This is a genomic window from Devosia sp. P3_B2, from assembly GCF_056402875.1.
On sequence record NZ_JBFUGO010000015.1, the window covers coordinates 1 to 18,757 of the forward strand.

15 protein-coding genes, 1 tRNA gene, 1 pseudogene and 1 riboswitch are annotated in these 18,757 nt (G+C 65.2%); of the genes and pseudogenes, 8 read left to right on the plus strand and 9 right to left on the minus strand.

Going from position 1 to position 18,757, the window contains the following annotated elements:
* Positions 1 to 345: 345 nt before the first annotated feature.
* Positions 346 to 1,557 (minus strand): O-succinylhomoserine sulfhydrylase, encoded by a 1,212-nt coding sequence (metZ, locus tag AC1DV8_RS19830; protein ID WP_477150359.1) that lies wholly within the window; start codon positions 1,555 to 1,557, stop codon positions 346 to 348.
* A 39-nt stretch (positions 1,558 to 1,596) separates the two neighbouring features.
* Positions 1,597 to 1,675: riboswitch (SAM riboswitch) on the minus strand.
* Between the two features lie 118 nt (positions 1,676 to 1,793).
* Between metZ and AC1DV8_RS19835 the strand changes: the two genes are divergently transcribed.
* Positions 1,794 to 2,903, plus strand: coding sequence for a 2'-deoxycytidine 5'-triphosphate deaminase (locus AC1DV8_RS19835; RefSeq protein ID WP_477150360.1), 1,110 nt, complete (start codon positions 1,794 to 1,796; stop codon positions 2,901 to 2,903).
* Here AC1DV8_RS19835 and AC1DV8_RS19840 read toward each other — a convergent pair.
* From AC1DV8_RS19840 to AC1DV8_RS19860, 5 genes and pseudogenes are all read right to left on the minus strand, one after another.
* Complete coding sequence (locus tag AC1DV8_RS19840; RefSeq protein ID WP_477158634.1) at positions 2,900 to 3,205, minus strand: UBP-type zinc finger domain-containing protein; 306 nt, start codon at positions 3,203 to 3,205, stop codon at positions 2,900 to 2,902. The two genes, AC1DV8_RS19835 and AC1DV8_RS19840, sit on opposite strands and share 4 nt — an antisense overlap.
* The gene (locus AC1DV8_RS19845) at positions 3,198 to 4,640 is read right to left on the minus strand and encodes a sensor histidine kinase (protein WP_477158635.1); all 1,443 of its coding nucleotides are present in this window, start codon (positions 4,638 to 4,640) and stop codon (positions 3,198 to 3,200) included. The genes AC1DV8_RS19840 and AC1DV8_RS19845 overlap by 8 nt, the downstream gene beginning before the upstream one ends.
* Before the next feature lie 3 nt (positions 4,641 to 4,643).
* Positions 4,644 to 6,335 carry an FAD-dependent oxidoreductase gene (locus AC1DV8_RS19850; RefSeq protein WP_477158636.1) on the minus strand — a complete coding sequence of 564 codons (1,692 nt, stop codon included), beginning with the start codon at positions 6,333 to 6,335 and terminating at the stop codon, positions 4,644 to 4,646.
* A gap of 3 nt (positions 6,336 to 6,338) precedes the next feature.
* On the minus strand, positions 6,339 to 9,455 hold the full coding sequence (locus AC1DV8_RS19855) for an ATP-binding protein (protein ID WP_477150601.1): 3,117 nt from the start codon (positions 9,453 to 9,455) through the stop codon (positions 6,339 to 6,341).
* Between the two features lie 51 nt (positions 9,456 to 9,506).
* Positions 9,507 to 9,581, minus strand: a pseudogene (locus AC1DV8_RS19860) (zinc-ribbon domain-containing protein); the annotation flags it as partial.
* Positions 9,582 to 9,945: 364 nt separating this feature from the next.
* Between AC1DV8_RS19860 and AC1DV8_RS19865 the strand changes: the two are divergent.
* Genes AC1DV8_RS19865 through AC1DV8_RS19885 form a run of 5 tightly spaced genes read left to right on the plus strand, consistent with a single transcriptional unit; the run spans position 9,946 to position 14,424 of the window.
* Positions 9,946 to 10,767 carry a cytochrome c oxidase subunit II gene (locus AC1DV8_RS19865; RefSeq protein WP_477150364.1) on the plus strand — a complete coding sequence of 274 codons (822 nt, stop codon included), beginning with the start codon at positions 9,946 to 9,948 and terminating at the stop codon, positions 10,765 to 10,767.
* A gap of 55 nt (positions 10,768 to 10,822) precedes the next feature.
* The gene (locus tag AC1DV8_RS19870) at positions 10,823 to 12,592 is read left to right on the plus strand and encodes a cytochrome c oxidase subunit I (RefSeq protein WP_477158637.1); all 1,770 of its coding nucleotides are present in this window, start codon (positions 10,823 to 10,825) and stop codon (positions 12,590 to 12,592) included.
* Positions 12,589 to 13,293, plus strand: coding sequence for a cytochrome c oxidase subunit 3 (locus AC1DV8_RS19875; protein ID WP_477158638.1), 705 nt, complete (start codon positions 12,589 to 12,591; stop codon positions 13,291 to 13,293). Before AC1DV8_RS19870 ends, AC1DV8_RS19875 begins: the two co-directional genes overlap by 4 nt.
* 18 nt (positions 13,294 to 13,311) lie before the next feature.
* A complete protein-coding gene (locus tag AC1DV8_RS19880) occupies positions 13,312 to 14,025 on the plus strand; it encodes a heme-copper oxidase subunit III family protein (RefSeq protein ID WP_477150367.1) in 714 nt (237 codons plus the stop codon).
* Between the two features lie 9 nt (positions 14,026 to 14,034).
* Positions 14,035 to 14,424, plus strand: coding sequence for a cytochrome C oxidase subunit IV family protein (locus AC1DV8_RS19885; protein WP_477158639.1), 390 nt, complete (start codon positions 14,035 to 14,037; stop codon positions 14,422 to 14,424).
* Between the two features lie 16 nt (positions 14,425 to 14,440).
* On the opposite strand, the gene AC1DV8_RS19890 is transcribed toward AC1DV8_RS19885, so the two are convergent.
* Positions 14,441 to 14,848 (minus strand): c-type cytochrome, encoded by a 408-nt coding sequence (locus AC1DV8_RS19890; protein WP_477158640.1) that lies wholly within the window; start codon positions 14,846 to 14,848, stop codon positions 14,441 to 14,443.
* 191 nt (positions 14,849 to 15,039) lie between these two features.
* Here AC1DV8_RS19890 and AC1DV8_RS19895 point away from each other — a divergent pair.
* Together AC1DV8_RS19895 and AC1DV8_RS19900 are read left to right on the plus strand one after the other, a co-directional pair.
* A tRNA-Gly gene (locus AC1DV8_RS19895) sits at positions 15,040 to 15,113 on the plus strand.
* Between the two features lie 199 nt (positions 15,114 to 15,312).
* Positions 15,313 to 16,608 (plus strand): glycosyltransferase, encoded by a 1,296-nt coding sequence (locus AC1DV8_RS19900; RefSeq protein ID WP_477158641.1) that lies wholly within the window; start codon positions 15,313 to 15,315, stop codon positions 16,606 to 16,608.
* Here AC1DV8_RS19900 and AC1DV8_RS19905 read toward each other — a convergent pair.
* Positions 16,605 to 17,696, minus strand: a complete 1,092-nt coding sequence (locus AC1DV8_RS19905; protein WP_477158642.1) for a glycosyltransferase family 4 protein — start codon at positions 17,694 to 17,696, stop codon at positions 16,605 to 16,607. The two genes, AC1DV8_RS19900 and AC1DV8_RS19905, sit on opposite strands and share 4 nt — an antisense overlap.
* 66 nt (positions 17,697 to 17,762) lie before the next feature.
* Positions 17,763 to 18,755, minus strand: coding sequence for a GHMP family kinase ATP-binding protein (locus tag AC1DV8_RS19910; RefSeq protein ID WP_477158643.1), 993 nt, complete (start codon positions 18,753 to 18,755; stop codon positions 17,763 to 17,765).
* Positions 18,756 to 18,757: the final 2 nt, after the last annotated feature.

Below are 18,757 nucleotides of genomic sequence, written 5' to 3' on the forward strand. Positions count from 1 at the left end.
CTCCGCATCGAGCGACCCTCGCGTGATAGCGGCTTGACCGGCGAACCGGTCCTTGCCGTGATGGTTTCCGCCTGAACTGCAGCGACCCGCAGCCCACCCGGTCTCCTCCGCACCAACCACTCGTCATGATCTCGCTTCGGTGCAGCGGACGGGGGGAGAATCGCATGGGTGGGGAGTGGGGGGATAGCTCGGCGCAAGATTCTCGCAACGCCTTGCCCGGCCTCGCGATTGTGGCTCCGCTCACCCCCTCCCATCCTCCCCCGTCAGAGGGGGAGGTGCCGCATCGCGTTTGGGGCACCATCGAGCCCACCTCGGTGGGTGGGCACCATTCGTGCAGGGCCCCCGCTAGACCTGGCTGAGGCCGTAGTCCAGGTCTCTGATCAGGTCGTCCGCGTCCTCGAGACCGATCGACAGCCTGAGCAGCCCCGGCGTGATACCGGATTCCAGCCGCACTTCCTCGGTGAAGCGGGCATGTGTGGTCGTGCCCGGGTGGGTGATCAGCGATTTGGCGTCGCCGAGGTTGTTCGAGATCAGGATCACCGCCAGCGAATCCGACAGCGTGAATGCCGCATCGCGTCCGCCCTTCACGGTGAATGCGACCAGGGTCGAGCCGCTCTTCATCTGGCGCTTCGCCAGCTCATGCTGGGGATGCGACGGATGGAACGGATAGGAGATCTGCTCGATCTTGGGATGGTTGGCGAGGAAGTCGGCTACCTTGGCGGCGCTTTCGGTCATCTGCTTGACGCGGAGAGGCAGCGTTTCGATGCCTTTGAGCAGCACCCAGGCATTGAACGGCGACAGCGATGGGCCGGTCTGACGGAGCAGCGTGTGGACGTCCCCCTCGATCAACGCCTTGCTGCCGAGCACGATCCCACCAAGCGTGCGACCTTGTCCGTCGATGTGCTTGGTCGCCGAGTAGGTGACGAGGTCGGCCCCGAGCTGCAGCGGCTTCTGGAACATGGGCGTGGCGAACACGTTATCGACGATCAGCTTGGCGCCATGCGCCTTGGCGATCTTGGCCACCGCCGCGATATCGACCAGCTCGAGCGTCGGGTTCGTCGGCGTCTCGATGAACACCACCTTGGTGTTCTTCTGCATCGCCCGCTCGAAATTCTCGGGGTCGCGGCCATCGACCAGCGTCGAAGGCACGCCGAACCGTGGCATCAGATCCTCGACCACATAACGGCAGCCGCCGAACAGCGCCCGCGCTGCGACGATATGGTCACCGGCCCGCACTTGGCTCATCACTGCATTGGTGACTGCCGACATGCCGGTGGAAAACGCGCGAGCCGCCTCGGCGCCTTCGAGCAGCGCCATCCGGTCCTGGAACATCTCCATGGTCGGGTTGGAGAAGCGCGAGTAGTTGTGCGCCGGCTTGTTGATCTTGTTGAGGAACAGGTCCTCGGCATATTGCGAGCTCGGGTAGGAGTAACCCGAGTTCATGAAGATCGCTTCCGAGGTCTCGTTGAACTGGCTGCGCTGCGTGCCGCCATGAACGAGCATCGTAGCCGCCGCGCGGCTCTTGGGGTCATTCAGCGGGTTCTTCGATTTCGACATATCTCGCCTCGAAAACAACAAAGCCGGCACGCGTTCGGGCGGCCGGCTCAACGGGTCTCTTTAGCGACTTGTTTTAGGTGGCTGCAATCAGACCGGCCAAATCACCACCATGTGCCTGAGCGTCACCGCAAAGGCGCATAGCGTCGATATACGACCCGAAGGTAGCGTGCGTCAATTCGGCTTGGCGTCAATCGCTGAGGTTGATAGGGGATGTGCCTAGGGTACGGGGTAGACCATTGGATAGCGAGCTTTGGGCCAAGGGCGTGTTTCCCGCCCGTTTCATCGAGCGACTGGCGGCACGCGGCGGCATCGTCAGCGATCGCCCGTTCGACGCTGACCAGGTCCAGCCGGCGAGTCTCGACCTGCGCCTCGGTAAGGTCGCCTACCGCATTCGCTCGAGCTTCTTGCCCGGTCCCGAGCACACCGTCGCCGAGCGCATCGAGACGCTGAAGCTGCATGAGCTCGACCTGACCAACAGCGCCGTGCTCGAGCGCGGCTGCGTCTACCTGGTTCCGCTGCAGGAAAGCCTCAGCCTCCCCGACACCGTCTCCGCCGGCGCCAACCCCAAGAGCTCCACCGGCCGCCTCGACGTCTTCACCCGTGTCATCGGCGACCATGCTCGCGGCTTCGACACGCTGCCGCACGGCTACAAGGGCCCGCTCTATCTCGAGATCAGCCCGCGCACCTTCCCGGTCCGCGTACGCACCGGCTCGCGCCTGAGCCAGATGCGGTTCCGCGTCGGCGACAGCCGGCTGACCGTGTTCGAGCACAAGTCGCTGCACAATGTCGAAACCCTGGTGTTCGACGCCAATGCTGAAGTCGGAGAGGGCGTGCTGCTGTCGATCGACCTGAAGGGCGAGGATCGTAACGGCCTCATCGGCTTCCGCTCGAAGCGCCATACGCCGGTCATCGACATGGACATCAAGGACAACCTCGATGTGCTCGATTACTGGGAGCCGCTGGTCAAGCGCGGCACCGACGAGTTCATCCTCGATCCCGATGAGTTCTACATCCTCGTGAGCCGCGAGAGCGTCCACGTGCCGCCCGCTTATGCCGCCGAGATGGTGCCGTTCGATCCGCTGGTCGGCGAGTTCCGCGTCCACTATGCCGGCTTCTTCGACCCCGGCTTCGGCCACTCCGCCGCCGGCGGCACGGGCAGCCGCGCCGTGCTCGAAGTCCGCAGCCGCGAAGTGCCGTTCCTGCTCGGCCACGGCCAGACCATCGGCCGGCTGATCTACGAGCGCCTCGCCGAGTCGCCCGATCGGCTTTACGGAACGGGCCTCGGTTCGAACTACCAGGCCCAGACGCTGAAGCTGAGCAAGCACTTCAAGCCCTTCGCGCTCTAGCGCAGGCGCATCAGCTTGCCGGGCGGCAACTCGGTGTCGTCGATGAAGCAGTAGCGCCAGTTCTCGCCGATCTCGTAGGACTGGATCACCGGGTGTCCCGTCGCATGGAAGTGGCGGCGGGCGTGGCGGTTTGGCGATTCGTCGCAGCAGCCGACATGACCGCAGACGAGGCAGACGCGCAGGTGCACCCAGCCGTCGCCGCGCGCGACGCATTCGGGGCAGCTGTCGCGGGAGCTCGGCACGATGTCGCGGATCAGGCTGGCGTGAGCGCAGCCCCAGCTTTCATCGACGCTGTCACTCATAGTGGGCAGGCTCCGTCACTGCCGGGCGGCTGAGCCGCAGCGGCAGCACGATGCGGAACTCCGTCCGCCCGGGCCGCGAAACGTAGCTGATGCGGCCGTGGTGGCGGTTGACCACGATGTTATGCGCGATGTGGAGGCCCAGCCCGGTGCCGACGCCCTGCGCCTTGGTGGTGAAGAACGGCTCGAAGATGCGCCGCCCGACGTCGTCGGGGATGCCCGGTCCGCTATCGGCGATAAGCACTTCGACCTCCTCGCCCAGCCGCTTGGCGCCCACCTCCAGCCGGCCCTCGCCGCCCATCGCCTGCACCGCGTTGTCGATGAGGTTGGTCCACACCTGGTTGAGCTCGCCGGCATAGGCCTCGATGCGGGGCAGGGCCGGCTCGTACATCCTCGTGACCGCAACGCCGTGCTTCAGCTTGTGGTTGAGGATCATCAGCGTGTCGTCGAGGCTCATGGCGAGGTCGACGTCCTGCACCGGCGCCTGGTCGAGATAGGCGTAGGATTTCACCGAGCGCACGATGCCGGAAATGGCCTTGGAGGCGACTTCGATCTCCTCCATCAGCAGTTGTGCGGCGAGGCCCGACCCCAGCCATTGCAGCACCGGGGCCGCATGCGGCTGGGTGAAGGTGGCAAGCAGCGGCTCCAGCCGCTCGACCGACCAGCCATAGGCCGCCATCGCCGGCGCGATCTCCCAGGCGTCGGCGATATCAAGCGCCTCGAGCCGGTGGCTGAGCCGGGACTCCTGCTTCCGCGCTTCGGCGTCGGAACAGCGCGTCGCACGGCAATCGGCGATGCTCCCCTCGAGTTCGACCAGCCCCTGCCGCTCTTCCGGCGTCATCTCCAGCATGGAGAGCTCGACCGTGCGGCGGCGCCACGCCTCGAACGCCTCGCTGAGATATCCGGTCGAGCGCTGGATCGCGGCCGCTGGATTGTTGAGCTCATGCGCCAGCCCGGCGGCAAGGGTGCCGAGCGCGGCTAGCTTGTCCGACTGCACCAGCGAGGCCTCGGTGCTCCGCAGCCGCGATGTGACGGTGCGCAGCAGCGTCGCCGCCGCCTCGGGCCGGCGCGCCAGGAGCTGGCGAAAGGCCTCCCGGCCGATGGCCAAGAGCTCGCTCGGTTCGGTGGCGCGCACCGATGCCGTGCGCGGCGCCTGTTCGAGCAGCGACATCTCCCCCAGGAACTCTCCTGGTCCACGCGTCGCCAGGGTAACGTCGTGTTCGCCCTCGCGCTTGGTCACCTCCACGGCGCCCTTGAGGATGATGAACAGCGTGTCCCCATACGCGCCTTCCTCGATGAACACCTCACCGGGCCCCACGCCGACGCGGTGCCCCGCGTTCCAAAGTTCGCCCGCTTCGGCGTCGGTCAGCTCCGCGAACAGTGGCACCTGCCGGATCAGGTCGTTGGAACGCTCCGCGGTGGCGGCATCGGCGGGCATCGGTCAGCCGCCTTTCGGTCGCTGCGCCGGGGCAGGGCCGCGCAGATGCTGGTGCACGAAGGTCACCGCCATGGCGCCTTCGCCGACCGCCGAAGCGATGCGCTTGGTCGATTGCCGCCGCACGTCGCCGGCCACGAAGATGCCGGGCACGCTGGTCTCGAGCCAGAACGGTTCGCGCTCCGCCAGCCAGCCATTCGGTTTGCGGCCGGGTTCGCGCATCAGGTCCGCTCCGGAGAGGATGAAGCCCTGCTGGTCGAGCTGCAGCTTGTCCTTCAGCCAGTCGGTGCGCGGCGAGGCGCCGATGAACACGAATACGGCCCGCGCCGGCACCTCGGTCACCGCGCCGCTCGCACTATCGAGGACGGCCACTGCCTCGAGGCTCTCCTCTCCGATCAGCGCGTTGATCGAGGCGCCGGTCTGCACCGCCACGTTCTCGGCCTCGTCGATGCGCTCGACCAGGTATTGCGACATGCTCTCGGCCAGCGATTTGCCGCGCACCAGCAGCGTCACCGACCGGGCGTAGCGCGCGAGGTGCAGCGCCGCCTGGCCGGCGGAGTTGCCGGCCCCGACCACGAACACGTCCTGGTCCTTCACCCCCATCGCCTCAGTCATCGCCGCGCCATAGTAGAGCCCCGCGCCCGAGAGGCGCTCCGCACCCGGGACGTCGAGCAGCCGGTACGAGACGCCGGTCGCGACAATCAGCGCCTGTGCGGCGACCTTGCTGCCGTCGCTCAGCGTCAGGATGTGGTAGCCGTCCTGCGTTTCGAGGTTGACCGCCTCCACCGGGGTCAGGATTTCCGCCCCGAAGCGGCGGGCCTGTTGCACCCCGCGACGCGTCAGGTCGGCGCCGCTGAGCCCGACCGGAAAGCCGAGATAGTTCTCGATCCGCGAGCTGGTCCCCGCCTGGCCGCCCGGAGCCTCGCGCTCGATCAGCAGCGTCCGCAACCCTTCCGACGCGCCATACACGGCTGCCGCCAACCCAGCCGGCCCGGTGCCGACCACCACCAGATCGTACGTCTCGGACACCGCATGGGTGTGCAGCCCGACCTTCTCGGCAAGTGCGGCGATGGTCGGCCGCGACAGCGCTGTGCCGTCTGCGAGGATCACCAGCGGCAAAGGCTCCGCCGCGGCGCCCGCGAGTTCGCGCAGCGTCGTCGCTTCCGCGTCGGTCTCGATATCGAGCCAGCGATAGGGGATAAGGTTGCGGGCAAGGAAATCGCGCACCCGGTGTCCGTCCGCCAGCCAGCGGTGGCCCACCACGCGCACCCCCTCGAACACCGGCTGGTAGTTGGCGCGCCAGTCGTCGAGCAGGTCGTCGAGCACGGGATAGAGCTGATCCTCCGGCGGGTGCCACGGTTTCATCAGGTAGTGGTCAAGCTTCACCTCGTTGATGGCCTTGATCGCTGCGTCGGTGTCGGCATAGGCGGTGAGCAGCACTCGCCGCGCGTCGGGGTAGAGCTCCATCGCCTTGGCGAGGAACTCGACGCCGCTCATTTCCGGCATCCGCTGGTCGGCCACGAACAGCGCCACCACCCGGTTGGCGAGCTTCAGTTCGCCGAGCAACTCTATCGCCTCGGCCCCGGATGCGGCGCGCTCCACGTCATAGGTCGCGGCGTAGTGCCGCCGCAGGTCACGCGTCACCGCGGCGAGAACCGAAGGCTCGTCGTCGACTGCAAGGATCACCGGTTTTTCCATCGGCTACGCCTGCATGACGTGCGGCTGGGGCGCAGTGGGCGGTGGTAGCCGGATCTCGTCGCGCAGGCTCGCCGCCTCTTCGCGTGCCTCCGCTGCTGCAGCTTGGTCGTGCAGCGCCTCGGCGATGTCGCCGAGAACGCTCAGCGCGTTGGCGAGGTAAGGCTTGAGATCCATGCGGCGGAAATAGACGATCGCGGCGTCGATCGCCTCGCGCGCCTCTTGCGGCCGGTCGAGCCGCAGCAGCGCCCGGCCGAACGGCATGGCGAGGGCCGCTACGACGAAATCGTCGTCGGTCAACCGGGCATTGTCGATCGCGTTGCGGATCTTGTCGACGGACTCCGCTGAACTGCCCTTCTCGAACTCGGCCTCGGCGACGCCGGCGCGGATCAGGTTGATGTAGTAGTCCATGCCCACGGCGTCGGCGATCTTCAGCGAGCGGCGGAACTGCGTCAGCGCATCGTCGATCCGGTGCTTGTCGAGTTCGCCGCGGCCGACCCCGAAATAGCCGGCGCAGGCGCATTCGAGCCCGTTGGCCGACATCGCCAGGTCCGCCCCGATCTTGGCGTGCTCGAGCCCCTTCTCGACCTCGCCCATGTCGTAGTAGGCCATGCTTGCGCCGATATGGACGTCCGCCCGCTTCACCGGCGAGCCGATAGTCGACACCATCGCCAGCGCCTCGTCGATCAGTGCGTTGGCTTCGTCGAACTCTCCCAGCCGCGCCAGCGCCATCGCCCGATAGGTGAGAGCGTGGCCCAGCACGTCCGGCGCATCCTGCTTGCGCGCCATGTCGATTACCTCGGCAAGCTTCTCCTCGCCCGACCGGGCGTCGCGCTCGACCAGCGACCACGTGGCGATGAACAGCGGCAACAGCAGCACCTGGTCGTCGCCGGTCTCCGCTGCCAGGTCCTGTGCCTCCTGCAGGTACGGAAAGCCCTTGGACGGGAAGCCCGTGACCATGTGGACGTTGCCGTTCCAGGCCAGCGCCAGTCCCAGCCGCCGCTTGTCGCCCAGTTCCCGGGCGATCTGCACGGCCTGTTCGATCTTTTCCAGCACCCCCTCGAACTGGCCGCGCCGATTGCGCACCCAGGCCCATTCGAGGATCGCGTCGACGATGTCGGCCGGCATGGCGCCCGGCATCTTTTCGAGGGTGGCGAGAATCCGGTCGCGATGCTCCAGCTCCTCTCGCACGGCATATAGGCGCCGGGCTGTTTCCGCGGCGATCCGCGCGTATTTCAGCGTTCGCTCGAGATCGCCCGCCTCTTCGAAATGGTGCGCCAGCATCGCGGCGAACTCATCGCGCCGCTCGGCAAACAGCAATTCCAGCGCGCCGCCGCAGCGCGCGTGCAGGTCCTTCCGGCGCGACCGCAACAGCAGATCGTAGGCCGCCTCGCAGGTCAGCGCGTGCTTGAAGATGTACTCCCGCTCGGGCTCGCGCGCCTTCTCGCGCACCAGTTGCTCGTAGGAGAGGGTGGCGAGGTGCGGCTCGACATGCTCGATCCGCTCCGCTTCCGGACCGCCATGCAGCACCGTCTCCAGCACCCGGTGCTGGAACACCCTGCCGATCACCGCCGCTGTCTGCGCCACCCGCTTGGTGGCATCGGGCAGCCGGTCGATGCGCGAGCTGAGCACACCCGCGAGCGTGTCCGGGATCGTCGCCTCGAGGATCGCCCGCGTCGCCCGCCAGTGCTCGCCCTCGTGCACCACCTGACCGCCGTCGATCAGCGAGCGCAGCACCTCCTCGAGATAGAAGGGGTTCCCCTCCGACCGCTCGAGGATCTGCAGCCGGATGCTCTCCGGAAGGTCTTCGATATGGAGGAGGTTCCCCAGCAGTTCGCCCGACGCCGAGGCATCGAGCGGTTCGAGGTCGATGCGCGCAAAGCTCGAGCCCAGGCTCCCCTGCAGCCGGTCGACCAATTGCCAGCTCGCCGCCTTTCGGTCGGGCCGGAGGATGACGACGAGCAGCATCGGCTCGAACGCGGTGAGCGTTGCCACCTGCGCGATCAGTTCCAGCGTCGCGCTGTCCGACCAGTGGAGGTCGTCCAGCACCATGATGTAGGGGTGCATGCCGCCATCGGCGCGCATCACCGTTTTGATGGCGTTGACGATCGCCGCGGCCACCCCGTTCACCACCTGGTCGCCACTCATCGCCGAGAGTGCGATACGGCTCGCCTCGCTTTCGACCGCCAGCATGGTCTCGTAGAACGGCACATCGCTCTGCCGGAGCCCCAGTCGCTCGGCCCAGCCGGCGATCTTCTCGCGCACCTTGGGCGCTGCATCCATGTCGTCCGCGCCAACGATCTGACGACCCAGCTGTCGCCAAGGGTAATAGGGGATCGACTGCCCGTAGGAGATCGCGCGGGTTTCGCGCCAGATCGGCTGCGGCTCGGGCTTGGCGTCACGCAAATGCCTGAGCTCGGCGATGAGCCGCGATTTGCCGAGCCCCGCCTCGCCCAGCACTGCGACGACCCCGCCGATGCCCCTGTCCAGGTCATCCAGCTTGTCCTTGAGCAACCCGAGCTCGTGCTCGCGTCCCACCAGCGGTGAGCTCAGGCCCTCGAGCCCGCGCGTCGGCCCCGGCGCTGCCTTTACGCCCGTTACCTCGAAGCTCTCGACCGCCGCGGTCTTCCCCTTCATCTCGATCAGCCCGCGCGGACGGAAATCGAACAGAGCATGCACCAGCTTGTGCGTATCGACGCTGATCAGCACCGTGCCCGGCTCGGCTGCCGATTGCAGGCGCGCCGCGACATTCGCCGCGTCGCCCAGCGCCGTGTACTCGGTCTTGATCGCATCGCCGACAAAGGCCAGCACCGCCATGCCGGTATTGATCCCGACGCGCAGGTCGAAGTCGATGCCGTAGCGCTGCTTGATCCCCTCCGCGTAGCTCATCGCCGCATTCTGGATTTCGAGCCCGGCCCGCACGGCGCGCTCGGCATCGTCCTCATGCGCAACGGGAGCGCCGAACAGCGCCAGCACGGCATCGCCCATCAGTCGCGAGACCGTGCCGCCATAGCGCGAGACCGCCGCGTTCATGAAGCCGAAGGCGCCGTTCATGATCTGCGCCCAGTCTTCCGGGTCGAGCTGTTCGGCGATCGAAGTCGAGCGCGCCACGTCGGCGAACAACACTGTCGCAAAGCGGCGCTCGCCTTCAATCGGCCGCGCCGCCTCCAGGGGGGATCCACAGTTGCTGCAGAAGCGTGCGCCTTCGGGATTACCGAATCCGCATTTCGAGCAAGTCAGCATTGCCATCTCGTTTCGGGCTCGAGATGTGTCACAGCGGCCGGAATTCTCGAGCGCAACCGGCCGAGATACTTGCGAGCATGATGCTAGCGCTCAACACCGGGCGGCACAAGCGGTGCGGGAATTCGCCGCAATTGACAAGACCGTGTTCGGGTGTATCGTTGCAGGCTAAGTATCGGTGGCTAAAGCAAATATGCCGCCGAATCGCGCTGACGTCTGACTATTCGGGCTGTATTCGGTCCTGCGGAATGCAGGGCGTGTGGCCGGAGACGGACAAGACACACGCCGCCGCATCTCTCGGTACATGGCCCGGACACATGGGTTGTTGCCTTCTGTTTCATCGACGACCCAACCGGGTGAGGATGAACAAGAGATGGTCATAGCAGTCGTTCTCGTCCTGATCGTCGTCGGCTCGGTGGTGTTCCACTTCCTGAGCCCCTGGTGGTGGACGCCGATCGCCTCGAACTGGGGCTACATCGACAACACCATCATCATCACCTTCTGGATCACCGGCGCAGTGTTCGCCGCCGTCGTTCTGTTCGTTGCCTATTGTGTCTGGCGCTTCCGCCACAAGGAAGGGCAGAAGGCGGATTACGAACCCGAGAACAAGCGGCTCGAGAACTGGCTGATGGGCCTGACTGCAGTCGGCGTCGCGGCCATGCTGATCCCCGGCCTCTTCGTTTGGGGCCAGTTCATCAGCGTGCCCAAGGACGCCACCGAGGCCGAGGTGATGGGCGCACAATGGCAGTGGGCCTATCGCCTGCCGGGTGCCGACGGCAAGCTGGGGCTCTCCGATACCCGCCTGGTCGCTGCCGACAATCCCTATGGCATCAAGCCCGACGATCCCAACGGGCAGGACGACGTGCTGATCGAGGCCGACTACCTGCATCTGCCGATCGACAAGCCGGTGAAGATCCTGCTGCGCTCGGTCGATACCCTGCACGATTTCTACGTCGCCGAGTTCCGCTCCAAGATGGACATGATCCCCGGCGCCGTCACCTATTTCTGGTTCACCCCCACCCGCACCGGCCAGTTCGAAGTGCTCTGCGCCGAGCTCTGCGGCACGGGCCATCCCTACATGCGCGGCGGCGTGGTGGTCGACACCCAGGAAGACTACGACGCCTGGCTCGCCGGCCAGCAGACCTACGCCCAACTTTACGCTCCGGAGGTGCTCAAGACGGCCAATCTAGACTAAGGCCGCCGGCCTCCCGGGCGTTCCCCACATCAGACAAGTGCGAGGAGGCACTCTGATGGTCGACGCCACTCACGGGCCCGATGCCCACGCTGCCGAGTTTCCGGATGTCGAACTCTATCATCCGCGAAGCTGGTGGACGAAGTACGTCTTCTCGCAGGACGCCAAGATCATCGCGATCCAGTATGCGAGCACCGCGCTGGCCATCGGCATGCTGGCGCTGGTGCTGTCCTGGCTGATGCGGATGCAGCTGGCCTTCCCCGGCTTCCTCGAGTTCATCGACGCCGCGGCCTACTACCAGTTCATCACCATGCACGGCATGATCATGGTGATCTACCTGATCACCGCGCTGTTCCTCGGTGGCTTCGGCAACTACCTGATCCCGCTGATGCTGGGCGCCCGGGATATGGTGTTCCCCTACGTCAACATGCTGAGCTACTGGACCTACCTGCTCGCAGTGCTGGTGCTGGTGGCCAGCTGGTTCGCCCCCGGCGGACCGACCGGGGCAGGCTGGACGCTCTATCCACCGCAGGCAATCCTCTCCAACACGCCGGGGCAGGAGGCGGGCATCGTCCTGATGCTGGTGTCGCTCATCCTGTTCGTCATCGGCTTCACCATGGGTGGGCTCAACTACATCGTCACCGTGCTGCAGGGCCGCACCCGCGGCATGACGCTGATGCGCATGCCGCTGACGGTCTGGGGCATTTTCGTCGCCACCGTGATGGCCATGCTGGCCTTTCCGGCGCTGTTCGTTGCCTGCGTGATGATGCTGTTCGACAAGCTGCTCGGCACCAGCTTCTTCATGCCCGCGCTGGTCGAGATGGGCGCGCTGCTGCCGCACAATGGCGGCAGTCCGATCCTCTTCCAGCACCTGTTCTGGTTCTTCGGCCATCCCGAGGTCTACATCGTGGCGCTGCCCGCCTTCGGCATCGTCTCCGACCTGATCAGCACCCATGCGCGCAAGAACATCTTCGGCTATCGCATGATGGTCTGGGCCATCGTCATCATCGGTGCGCTGAGCTTTGTGGTCTGGGCCCACCACATGTATGTGAGCGGCATGAACCCCTATTTCGGGTTCTTCTTCGCCATCACCACGCTGATCATCGCGGTGCCCACCGCCATCAAGGTCTACAACTGGGTGCTGACCCTGTGGCGCGGTGACATCCACCTCAATCCGCCCATGCTGTTCGCGCTGGCCTTCATCGTCACCTTCGTCAATGGCGGGCTCACCGGGCTGTTCCTCGGCAACGTGGTGGTCGATGTGCCGCTGTCGGACACTATGTTCGTTGTGGCGCACTTCCACATGGTGATGGGCGTCGCGCCGATCCTCGTGATCTTTGGCGCCATCTACCACTGGTACCCCAAGATCACCGGCCGCATGCTCGACGACACGCTGGCCAAGCTTCATTTCTGGGTCACCTTCCTCGGCGCCTACCTGATCTTCTTCCCCATGCACTATCTGGGCATCATGGGCGTGCCGCGGCGCTACTTCGAGTCGGGCGACATCTCCTTCCAGCCGCCATCGGCGCACGACCTCAACGTTTTCATCACGGTGATGGCGCTGATCGTCGGGGCGGCGCAGTTGGTCTTCGTCTTCAACCTGATTTGGTCGATCCGGCACGGCAAACCCGCCGGCAGCAACCCCTGGCGGGCCACGACACTCGAGTGGCAGACGGCCGAGACGCCTCCGACCCACGGCAATTTCGGCCGCGAACTGCCGGTGGTCTATCGCTGGGCCTATGACTACAGCGTGCCCGGCGCGCCCGAGGATTTTATCCCGCAGAACCAGCCCGGCCCGACGCCCGCGCATCACGAGGGCAACAAATGACCGTGGTCATCATGCTGTTCGCAGGGTTTGCCGCGTTCGCCGGCTGGTGGCTGGCGCGGCAGCGGCTCACCGCCAAACCCTGGCTGGAGCATGGCGTCCTCGAAGGCGTGCCCGATTTCGCGGCCTCGCACGATCCGGCCAAGCGCGCCGGCCTCGGCTTCTTCCTCGCGATCGTGGGCTCGCTGTTCGCACTGCTGACTGGCGCTTACTTCATGCGCCGCGAGCTCGGCGACTGGCAGCCGCTGCCGGTGCCGGGCATCCTGTGGTTCAACACCGGGGCGCTGGTGCTGTCGAGCCTCGCGCTCGAATGGTGCCAGCGGGCGGTGCGTCGCGGCGATCAGACCCAGCTTCGCGCCGGCCTCGCCGTGGCGGCGACCTTTGCCGTGCTCTTCCTCGGTGGCCAGCTCATTGCGTGGCAGGAGCTTACCGCCGCTGGCTACTACGTGTCCGGCAACCCCGCCAACAGCTTCTTCTACCTCGTCACTGGCCTCCACGGCCTCCACATCGTCGGTGGGCTGGTGGCGCTCGGCTTGGCCACGTTCAAGGCCTGGGGCAGGAGCCCTATCGCCAGCGTTCGCCTCAACGTCGAACTCTGCGCCACCTACTGGCTGTTCATGCTGTTCGTCTGGATGGTGCTGTTCAGCCTGCTGGCCGGTTGGGCCAGCGATTTCATCGAACTATGCCGCCAGCTGCTGAGCTGATCGAGGGGAATGTCGACCATGTCTGATCCAGCCCTGACCCAACACCCCGACCCGCAGCCCGGGCTCGCCGGCTTCGTCTCCGATTGGTCGTCGGACAAGACCGCCTTCAAGACCGCGTCTTGGGGCAAGGCGATGATCTGGATATTCCTGCTCTCGGACACCTTCATCTTCAGCTGTTTTCTCCTCGCCTACATGACCGTTCGCATGTCGACGGCGGAGCCGTGGCCCAATCCCAGCGAGGTGTTCGCGCTCGAGATCTTCGGGGTGCATATCCCGCTGATCCTGATCGCCATCATGACCTTCGTCCTCATCTCCTCGAGCGGCACCATGGCGATGGCGGTCAACTTCGCCTATCGCCGCGATCGCAAGAAGACCGCCATCCTGATGCTGGTGACCGCCGCCTTCGGCGCCACCTTCGTCGGCATGCAGGCCTTCGAGTGGACCAAGCTGATCAGCGAGGGCGTTCGGCCCTGGGAGAACCCGTGGGGGGCGCCGCAGTTCGGCTCGGTGTTCTTCATGATCACCGGCTTTCACGGCACCCACGTCACCATCGGCGTGATCTTCCTCCTGATCATCGCGCGAAAAGTCTGGCGCGGCGATTTCGACACCGAGAAGAAGGGCTTCTTCACCTCGCGCAAGGGCCGCTACGAGATCGTCGAGATCACCGGCCTCTACTGGCACTTCGTCGATCTGGTCTGGGTGTTCATCTTCGCGCTGTTCTATCTGTGGTGAGATCCAATCATGGCTGAAGCACACATGAGCTCGGAAACCCTCGCTGTCCCCGCGGCCCATGCCGAGGGCCAGCAGCATCCCATCCGCCTCTATCTCATCGTCTGGTTCTGGCTGTTCGTCCTCAGCGCCTGCTCGTACCTGGTCGACCTGCTGCAGTTCCAGGGCTATCTGCGCTGGGGCCTGATCCTGATGCTGATGCTGGGCAAGGCCGGGTTGATCATCGCGGTGTTCATGCACATGGCCTGGGAGCGACTGGCGCTCATGTACGCCATCCTGGTCCCGCCAGTGCTGGTGCTGATCTTCGTGGTGATGATGGCCTTCGAGGCCGACTACACCTTCTTCACGCGCGCCGAGTTCTTCGGCGCGGGCCCATCTGTGCCCGCGCATGTTGTCGAGTGATGCTGGTGTGGACCGCCTACTGGGCGGGCGGCGCCGGCTTGAAGTCGGGCGAGAACGTCTGCAGATAGGCGATGACGTTGGCGATATCCTCGGGCTTGGCCAACCCCATGAAGCTCATCTTCGTGCCTTTGACGAAATCCTTGGGCTTGACCAGGAACTGTCCTACCGTTTCCGGCGTCCACACCAGTCCACCGGCTCCGGCATCCTTCATCGCCTGCGAGTAGTTGAAGCCTTCGAACGTCCCGGCGGTCCGCCCGAACACCCCATTGAGCACAGGGCCAACCTTGCTCTTGGCGCCTTCGCCAACCGAGTGGCACACGGTGCACTTCTTGAACACCTGCTCGCCGGCCGCCATGTCGCCCTGGGCCAAAGCCCCGCCGGCGCTCAGCATGAGAGCGGCAATTGCAATCGCAGTCCGAACCATCTCACGACCTCCCTGCCTGTCCCCGCGAAGCGAGATCAGCTCCCGGATCGTCGGTCAGCGCGAGGAGTATAGCGCAAGCCGGTGTCCGACGCCAAAACACTGGAGCACGCCGGCATAACGGCTCCCGCAGTGGACGTGGCATAGGCCGCACCTTGACGACGCCATTCGCTTTCGGCACATACAACCCCGTCGCGGGTGTAGCTCAATGGTAGAGCAGAAGCTTCCCAAGCTTACGACGAGGGTTCGATTCCCTTCACCCGCTCCAGCTTCCTCTGGCAAATTAGACCACCAGCGCATCAGGATGCGGAGATCTCTGCTCCCATGCCCGGCATGCGCCTCGCCCCGCGGATAGCGGCTCGCCCTTTGCAGGAGGACGGTGGCCCTGTTTGTGGTGAAAGGGCGACTGCAAGCACCTTTACCGTGCCCTCTTCCAACGGCGCCGATCTATCAGGCATAAGCAACGGATGAACCGATATTCCCGGCGGCTGCTGATCGCCGACCAGTCACTACGCGACCTCGATGGCCACCACTTCGAGTACGATTTCGCTGTCGCGGAGGCGGCCAAAACCCTTGGCCTTGAGCCCGTCATTCTCGCCAACCTTGGCTATCGGGCTGGCGATGCGCTTGGGGCGCCGGTTGTGCCGTGGTTCCGACAGGACTGGCTAGCCGCACGGCGGAGCCCAGCCACGCGTTATGTGCTCTATCTGCTTGCCCGGCTGCCGGTCGGCCTTCGTCGTCCGCTGATCGGAATCGGCGGCGGTGCCAAGCGCCTATTGGCGCGAAACAGCAGCCTTCGAAAGGCTCCGGCGCTGCCGTCATTTGGGCGAGAGCTTCACGCGGGGCTCACTGCACAGGCAGCCGGCGCGGACGATCATGTCCTGGTCCACACCGTCGCCATCAGTGAATTGCACGCCATGGTCGAGGCGCTCGAGGGGCAGTCGGTGCTTCCTCATGTCCACGTCGTGCTGCGCCGCGATGCCGACGAGCCATTCGTGCGAGACGATCCGTGGGGCGGTGTCCGCGCAGCAATCCACCGTGCCAGGGCAACGCCAGAGTTGCGGCGCAAGATCCGTTTCTATTCCGACACGCAACAGCTTGCAGACCAGTACAATGACATCATCGGCGACAGCGACGTCGCCGTGTTGCCGGTTCCGCATGCCCTACCGCACTCGCCAGTTCCAGAACGGACCGCCCAGCCGCCGCTTCGCCTGGTCTACTTGGGCAACGCGCGGACCGAAAAGGGATTCCACCTGCTTGCCGCGGCAATGGACGAGCTGCGGGACACGCACCTCCGGTCGGGACGTATTCGGCTGATCGCCCAGGCAAATTCGCCCTCCAGCCTTGACCAAGAGCTGATCCTCAGCGCGCGGCGGCGATTGTCTTCGTACACCGACGAGCAGGTCCAACTGGTTGATGCGCAGCTTTCCATCGCGGATTTCCAGAATCTGCTGTTCAGCGCGGATATCGTTCTGCTCCCCTATGACGCGCAGCTCTACCGGCGGCGCAGCTCGGGCATCCTGGTCCAGGCGATGGTTGCAGGAAAGCCGGTCGTCGTACCGGCCGACAGCTGGCTGGCCTCGGAGGCGGGCCCGGCGGTGAGCACGCAATTCTCGCCTTCTGTCCCCCTTTCGGCTGCCATTGCCGAAGCGGTGGAAACGTTTGCCGAGCGTAGTGCGATGGCGCAGCGCGGGGCTGCGCAGGCCCGGGTGAAACATAGTGCGGAGGCTTTGGTGACGCAGCTAATCAGGGCCGCGCGCTAGCCTGAAAGGCGGTCGACAATCCGTCGGAGCAGCGTGCGCATCGAGCGCGACTCGGCAGTGGCGATGAGCCGCTCGCGGATCCCTTCGAGCAACTCGGGGTCGCGGGCCAGCCGTTCGATCGCCGTGGCGAGGGCGTGCACATCCTGCCCCGGCGCGAGAACACCCGTCTCGCCGTCTGTCACCTGCTCGACGATCCCCCCGACGGGAAACGCGATAACCGGCAGGCCTGCCGCAAATGCGAGCGCTGCAACGCCCGATTGGCTTGCTTCGCGATAGGGCAGCACGATCGCGTCATGGGTATCGAGGAGTTCAGTGATCTCGGTTTCGCTGAGCCATCTGTCGATGAGGCGCGTTCCGGTTGCTGCCACCAGGGAGGCGAGCGGTTTCGCATCACCTTGTCCCGCAATGGTAAGGCGCGCCACCGGGTCGCTCGTGCCGAGTGACAGCATGGCCTCGAGCAGGGTGTCGACGCCCTTGTAGGCGTGGATACGGCCCAGAAAGAGCAGCGCGAGGGGGCCGCTGCGAGGCGGCCGCTGACGTTTGCCCGATCTTGGCAGCACCTCCATGTCCGGATGGAAGAGCGCCAGAACCCGGTCGCGGGGCGCCCCGGCAGCAACCAGCGTGTCGGCCACGCTCCGGGACAAAGTGATCGTCAGATCTGCTGCGAAGGCCTCGGAACGAAGCCAGCGCGTCAGGCGAGCCGCCGGATCGCCAGGGTGCGGGGCCGCGTCGTGGATGATGGTCGCATAGCGGATGCCAAGCGCGCGGATCGGAGCGATGAGCAGGGGCGTCCAGACATGCGGCATGACCGTGAGCACGACGTCAGGTTTCTCTCGGCGAAGGTAAGCCAGCAGCTTCCGTCGAGCCGCCCAGAAATTGAGAATGGCGCCGATTGGCGCCTGTCGGCTGAACGTCCCGATCGTCTCAACCTTGGCGGCGAAGGGATCGAAGGCGTTGGGCAGTTCGTTCTGGGACGACAGCACCAGACGAACATCGAGGTCGTGCATGTCAGCAGCGGCCCGCAGCAAGCCAAGGCTGAGGTGCAGGGACGCTCCCCGTTTGCCGAGATTGAGGAGCACGAGTTTCACGACATCCTCCGCCTCACGCCTGAGCCCACCTGTGCCGTCACCTGCCTCCCGCCGTTCCCGCCGAACTCAGGCGTTGAGTACGACCGAACCCTGCGTGTCGAGGCCCAATCGGATGACCGAGTGGCCGCGTAGCGCCTCGGTAAAGCTGTCGAGGCGTTCTGCCGGCACAAGCATCAGCAGAAAACCGCCACCTCCGGCGCCACAGAGCTTGCCGCCGAGGGCGCCGGCCGCCCGGGCCGCGGCGTAGAGCTCGTCGATCTGTGGATTCGATACCTTGCTCGAGAGCTTCTTCTTGGTCTCCCAGCCGTCGTGCAGCATCTCGCCAAGATCGATGAGCATGCGGTAGGAACTGTCGCACTCGAGGACGTCCACTGCCTGGCTCGTGAGTGTCAGGAGGTGGCTGAGCTCGCGCTCCACCTTGTTCTCGCGGGTGGCCTTCAGCTGTTCGTTTACGGTGTCGGAGGCCGAGCGCTGCACGCCGGTGTAGACCAGGACCAGCGACGACATCAGACTCGCCTGGCAGTCCGAAGTCATTTGGATCGGAGAGATGCGGATGCGGTTGTCAGCGAAGTCGAAGCGATTGATGCCACCAAACGCCGCGTGCAATTGATCCTGCACGCCGACGTTCTCCTGAAGGATCTCGCGCTCCACCTTGATCGCCATCTTGCCAAGGTCGAGACGGGTCAGCGAGAGCTTCTTCAGTGCCGCAATCACGTTGATGAGGCCGACCGTGAAGCTCGACGAGCTGCCCAGGCCGCTACGCGCGGGCAAATCGGCCATGACGTTGATATCAAGCGGCTCGGTAACGCCGAAATACTCAAGCGTACTGCGGACCACCGGGTGCTGGATCTCCGAAATGGAGTGCACCGTCTCAAGCCGGCTGTAGCTCACCCGGTAGTGGTAGTCGATCAGGTTGCCCAGCCTAAGCGCGCTGACATAGATGTACTTATCTATCGCCATGCCGACGACTGCGCCGGGATGCCGCTCAAAATATTCTGGATAGTCGGTACCGCCGCCAAACAGACTGACCCGGAGCGGCGTACGCGAAGTGAGGAGCATGG

Bases quoted from the DNA above. Each gene is read 5' to 3' on its own strand.
- AC1DV8_RS19850 (WP_477158636.1), bottom strand. From the start codon at position 6,335: ATGGAAAAACCGGTGATCCTTGCAGTCGACGACGAGCCTTCGGTTCTC.
- metZ (WP_477150359.1), bottom strand. From the start codon at position 1,557: ATGTCGAAATCGAAGAACCCGCTGAATGACCCCAAGAGCCGCGCGGCG.
- AC1DV8_RS19885 (WP_477158639.1), top strand. From the start codon at position 14,035: ATGGCTGAAGCACACATGAGCTCGGAAACCCTCGCTGTCCCCGCGGCC.
- AC1DV8_RS19890 (WP_477158640.1), bottom strand. From the start codon at position 14,848: ATGGTTCGGACTGCGATTGCAATTGCCGCTCTCATGCTGAGCGCCGGC.
- AC1DV8_RS19875 (WP_477158638.1), top strand. From the start codon at position 12,589: ATGACCGTGGTCATCATGCTGTTCGCAGGGTTTGCCGCGTTCGCCGGC.
- AC1DV8_RS19870 (WP_477158637.1), top strand. From the start codon at position 10,823: ATGGTCGACGCCACTCACGGGCCCGATGCCCACGCTGCCGAGTTTCCG.
- AC1DV8_RS19910 (WP_477158643.1), bottom strand. From the start codon at position 18,755: ATGCTCCTCACTTCGCGTACGCCGCTCCGGGTCAGTCTGTTTGGCGGC.
- AC1DV8_RS19845 (WP_477158635.1), bottom strand. From the start codon at position 4,640: ATGCCCGCCGATGCCGCCACCGCGGAGCGTTCCAACGACCTGATCCGG.
- AC1DV8_RS19880 (WP_477150367.1), top strand. From the start codon at position 13,312: ATGTCTGATCCAGCCCTGACCCAACACCCCGACCCGCAGCCCGGGCTC.
- AC1DV8_RS19900 (WP_477158641.1), top strand. From the start codon at position 15,313: ATGAACCGATATTCCCGGCGGCTGCTGATCGCCGACCAGTCACTACGC.
- AC1DV8_RS19865 (WP_477150364.1), top strand. From the start codon at position 9,946: ATGGTCATAGCAGTCGTTCTCGTCCTGATCGTCGTCGGCTCGGTGGTG.
- AC1DV8_RS19840 (WP_477158634.1), bottom strand. From the start codon at position 3,205: ATGAGTGACAGCGTCGATGAAAGCTGGGGCTGCGCTCACGCCAGCCTG.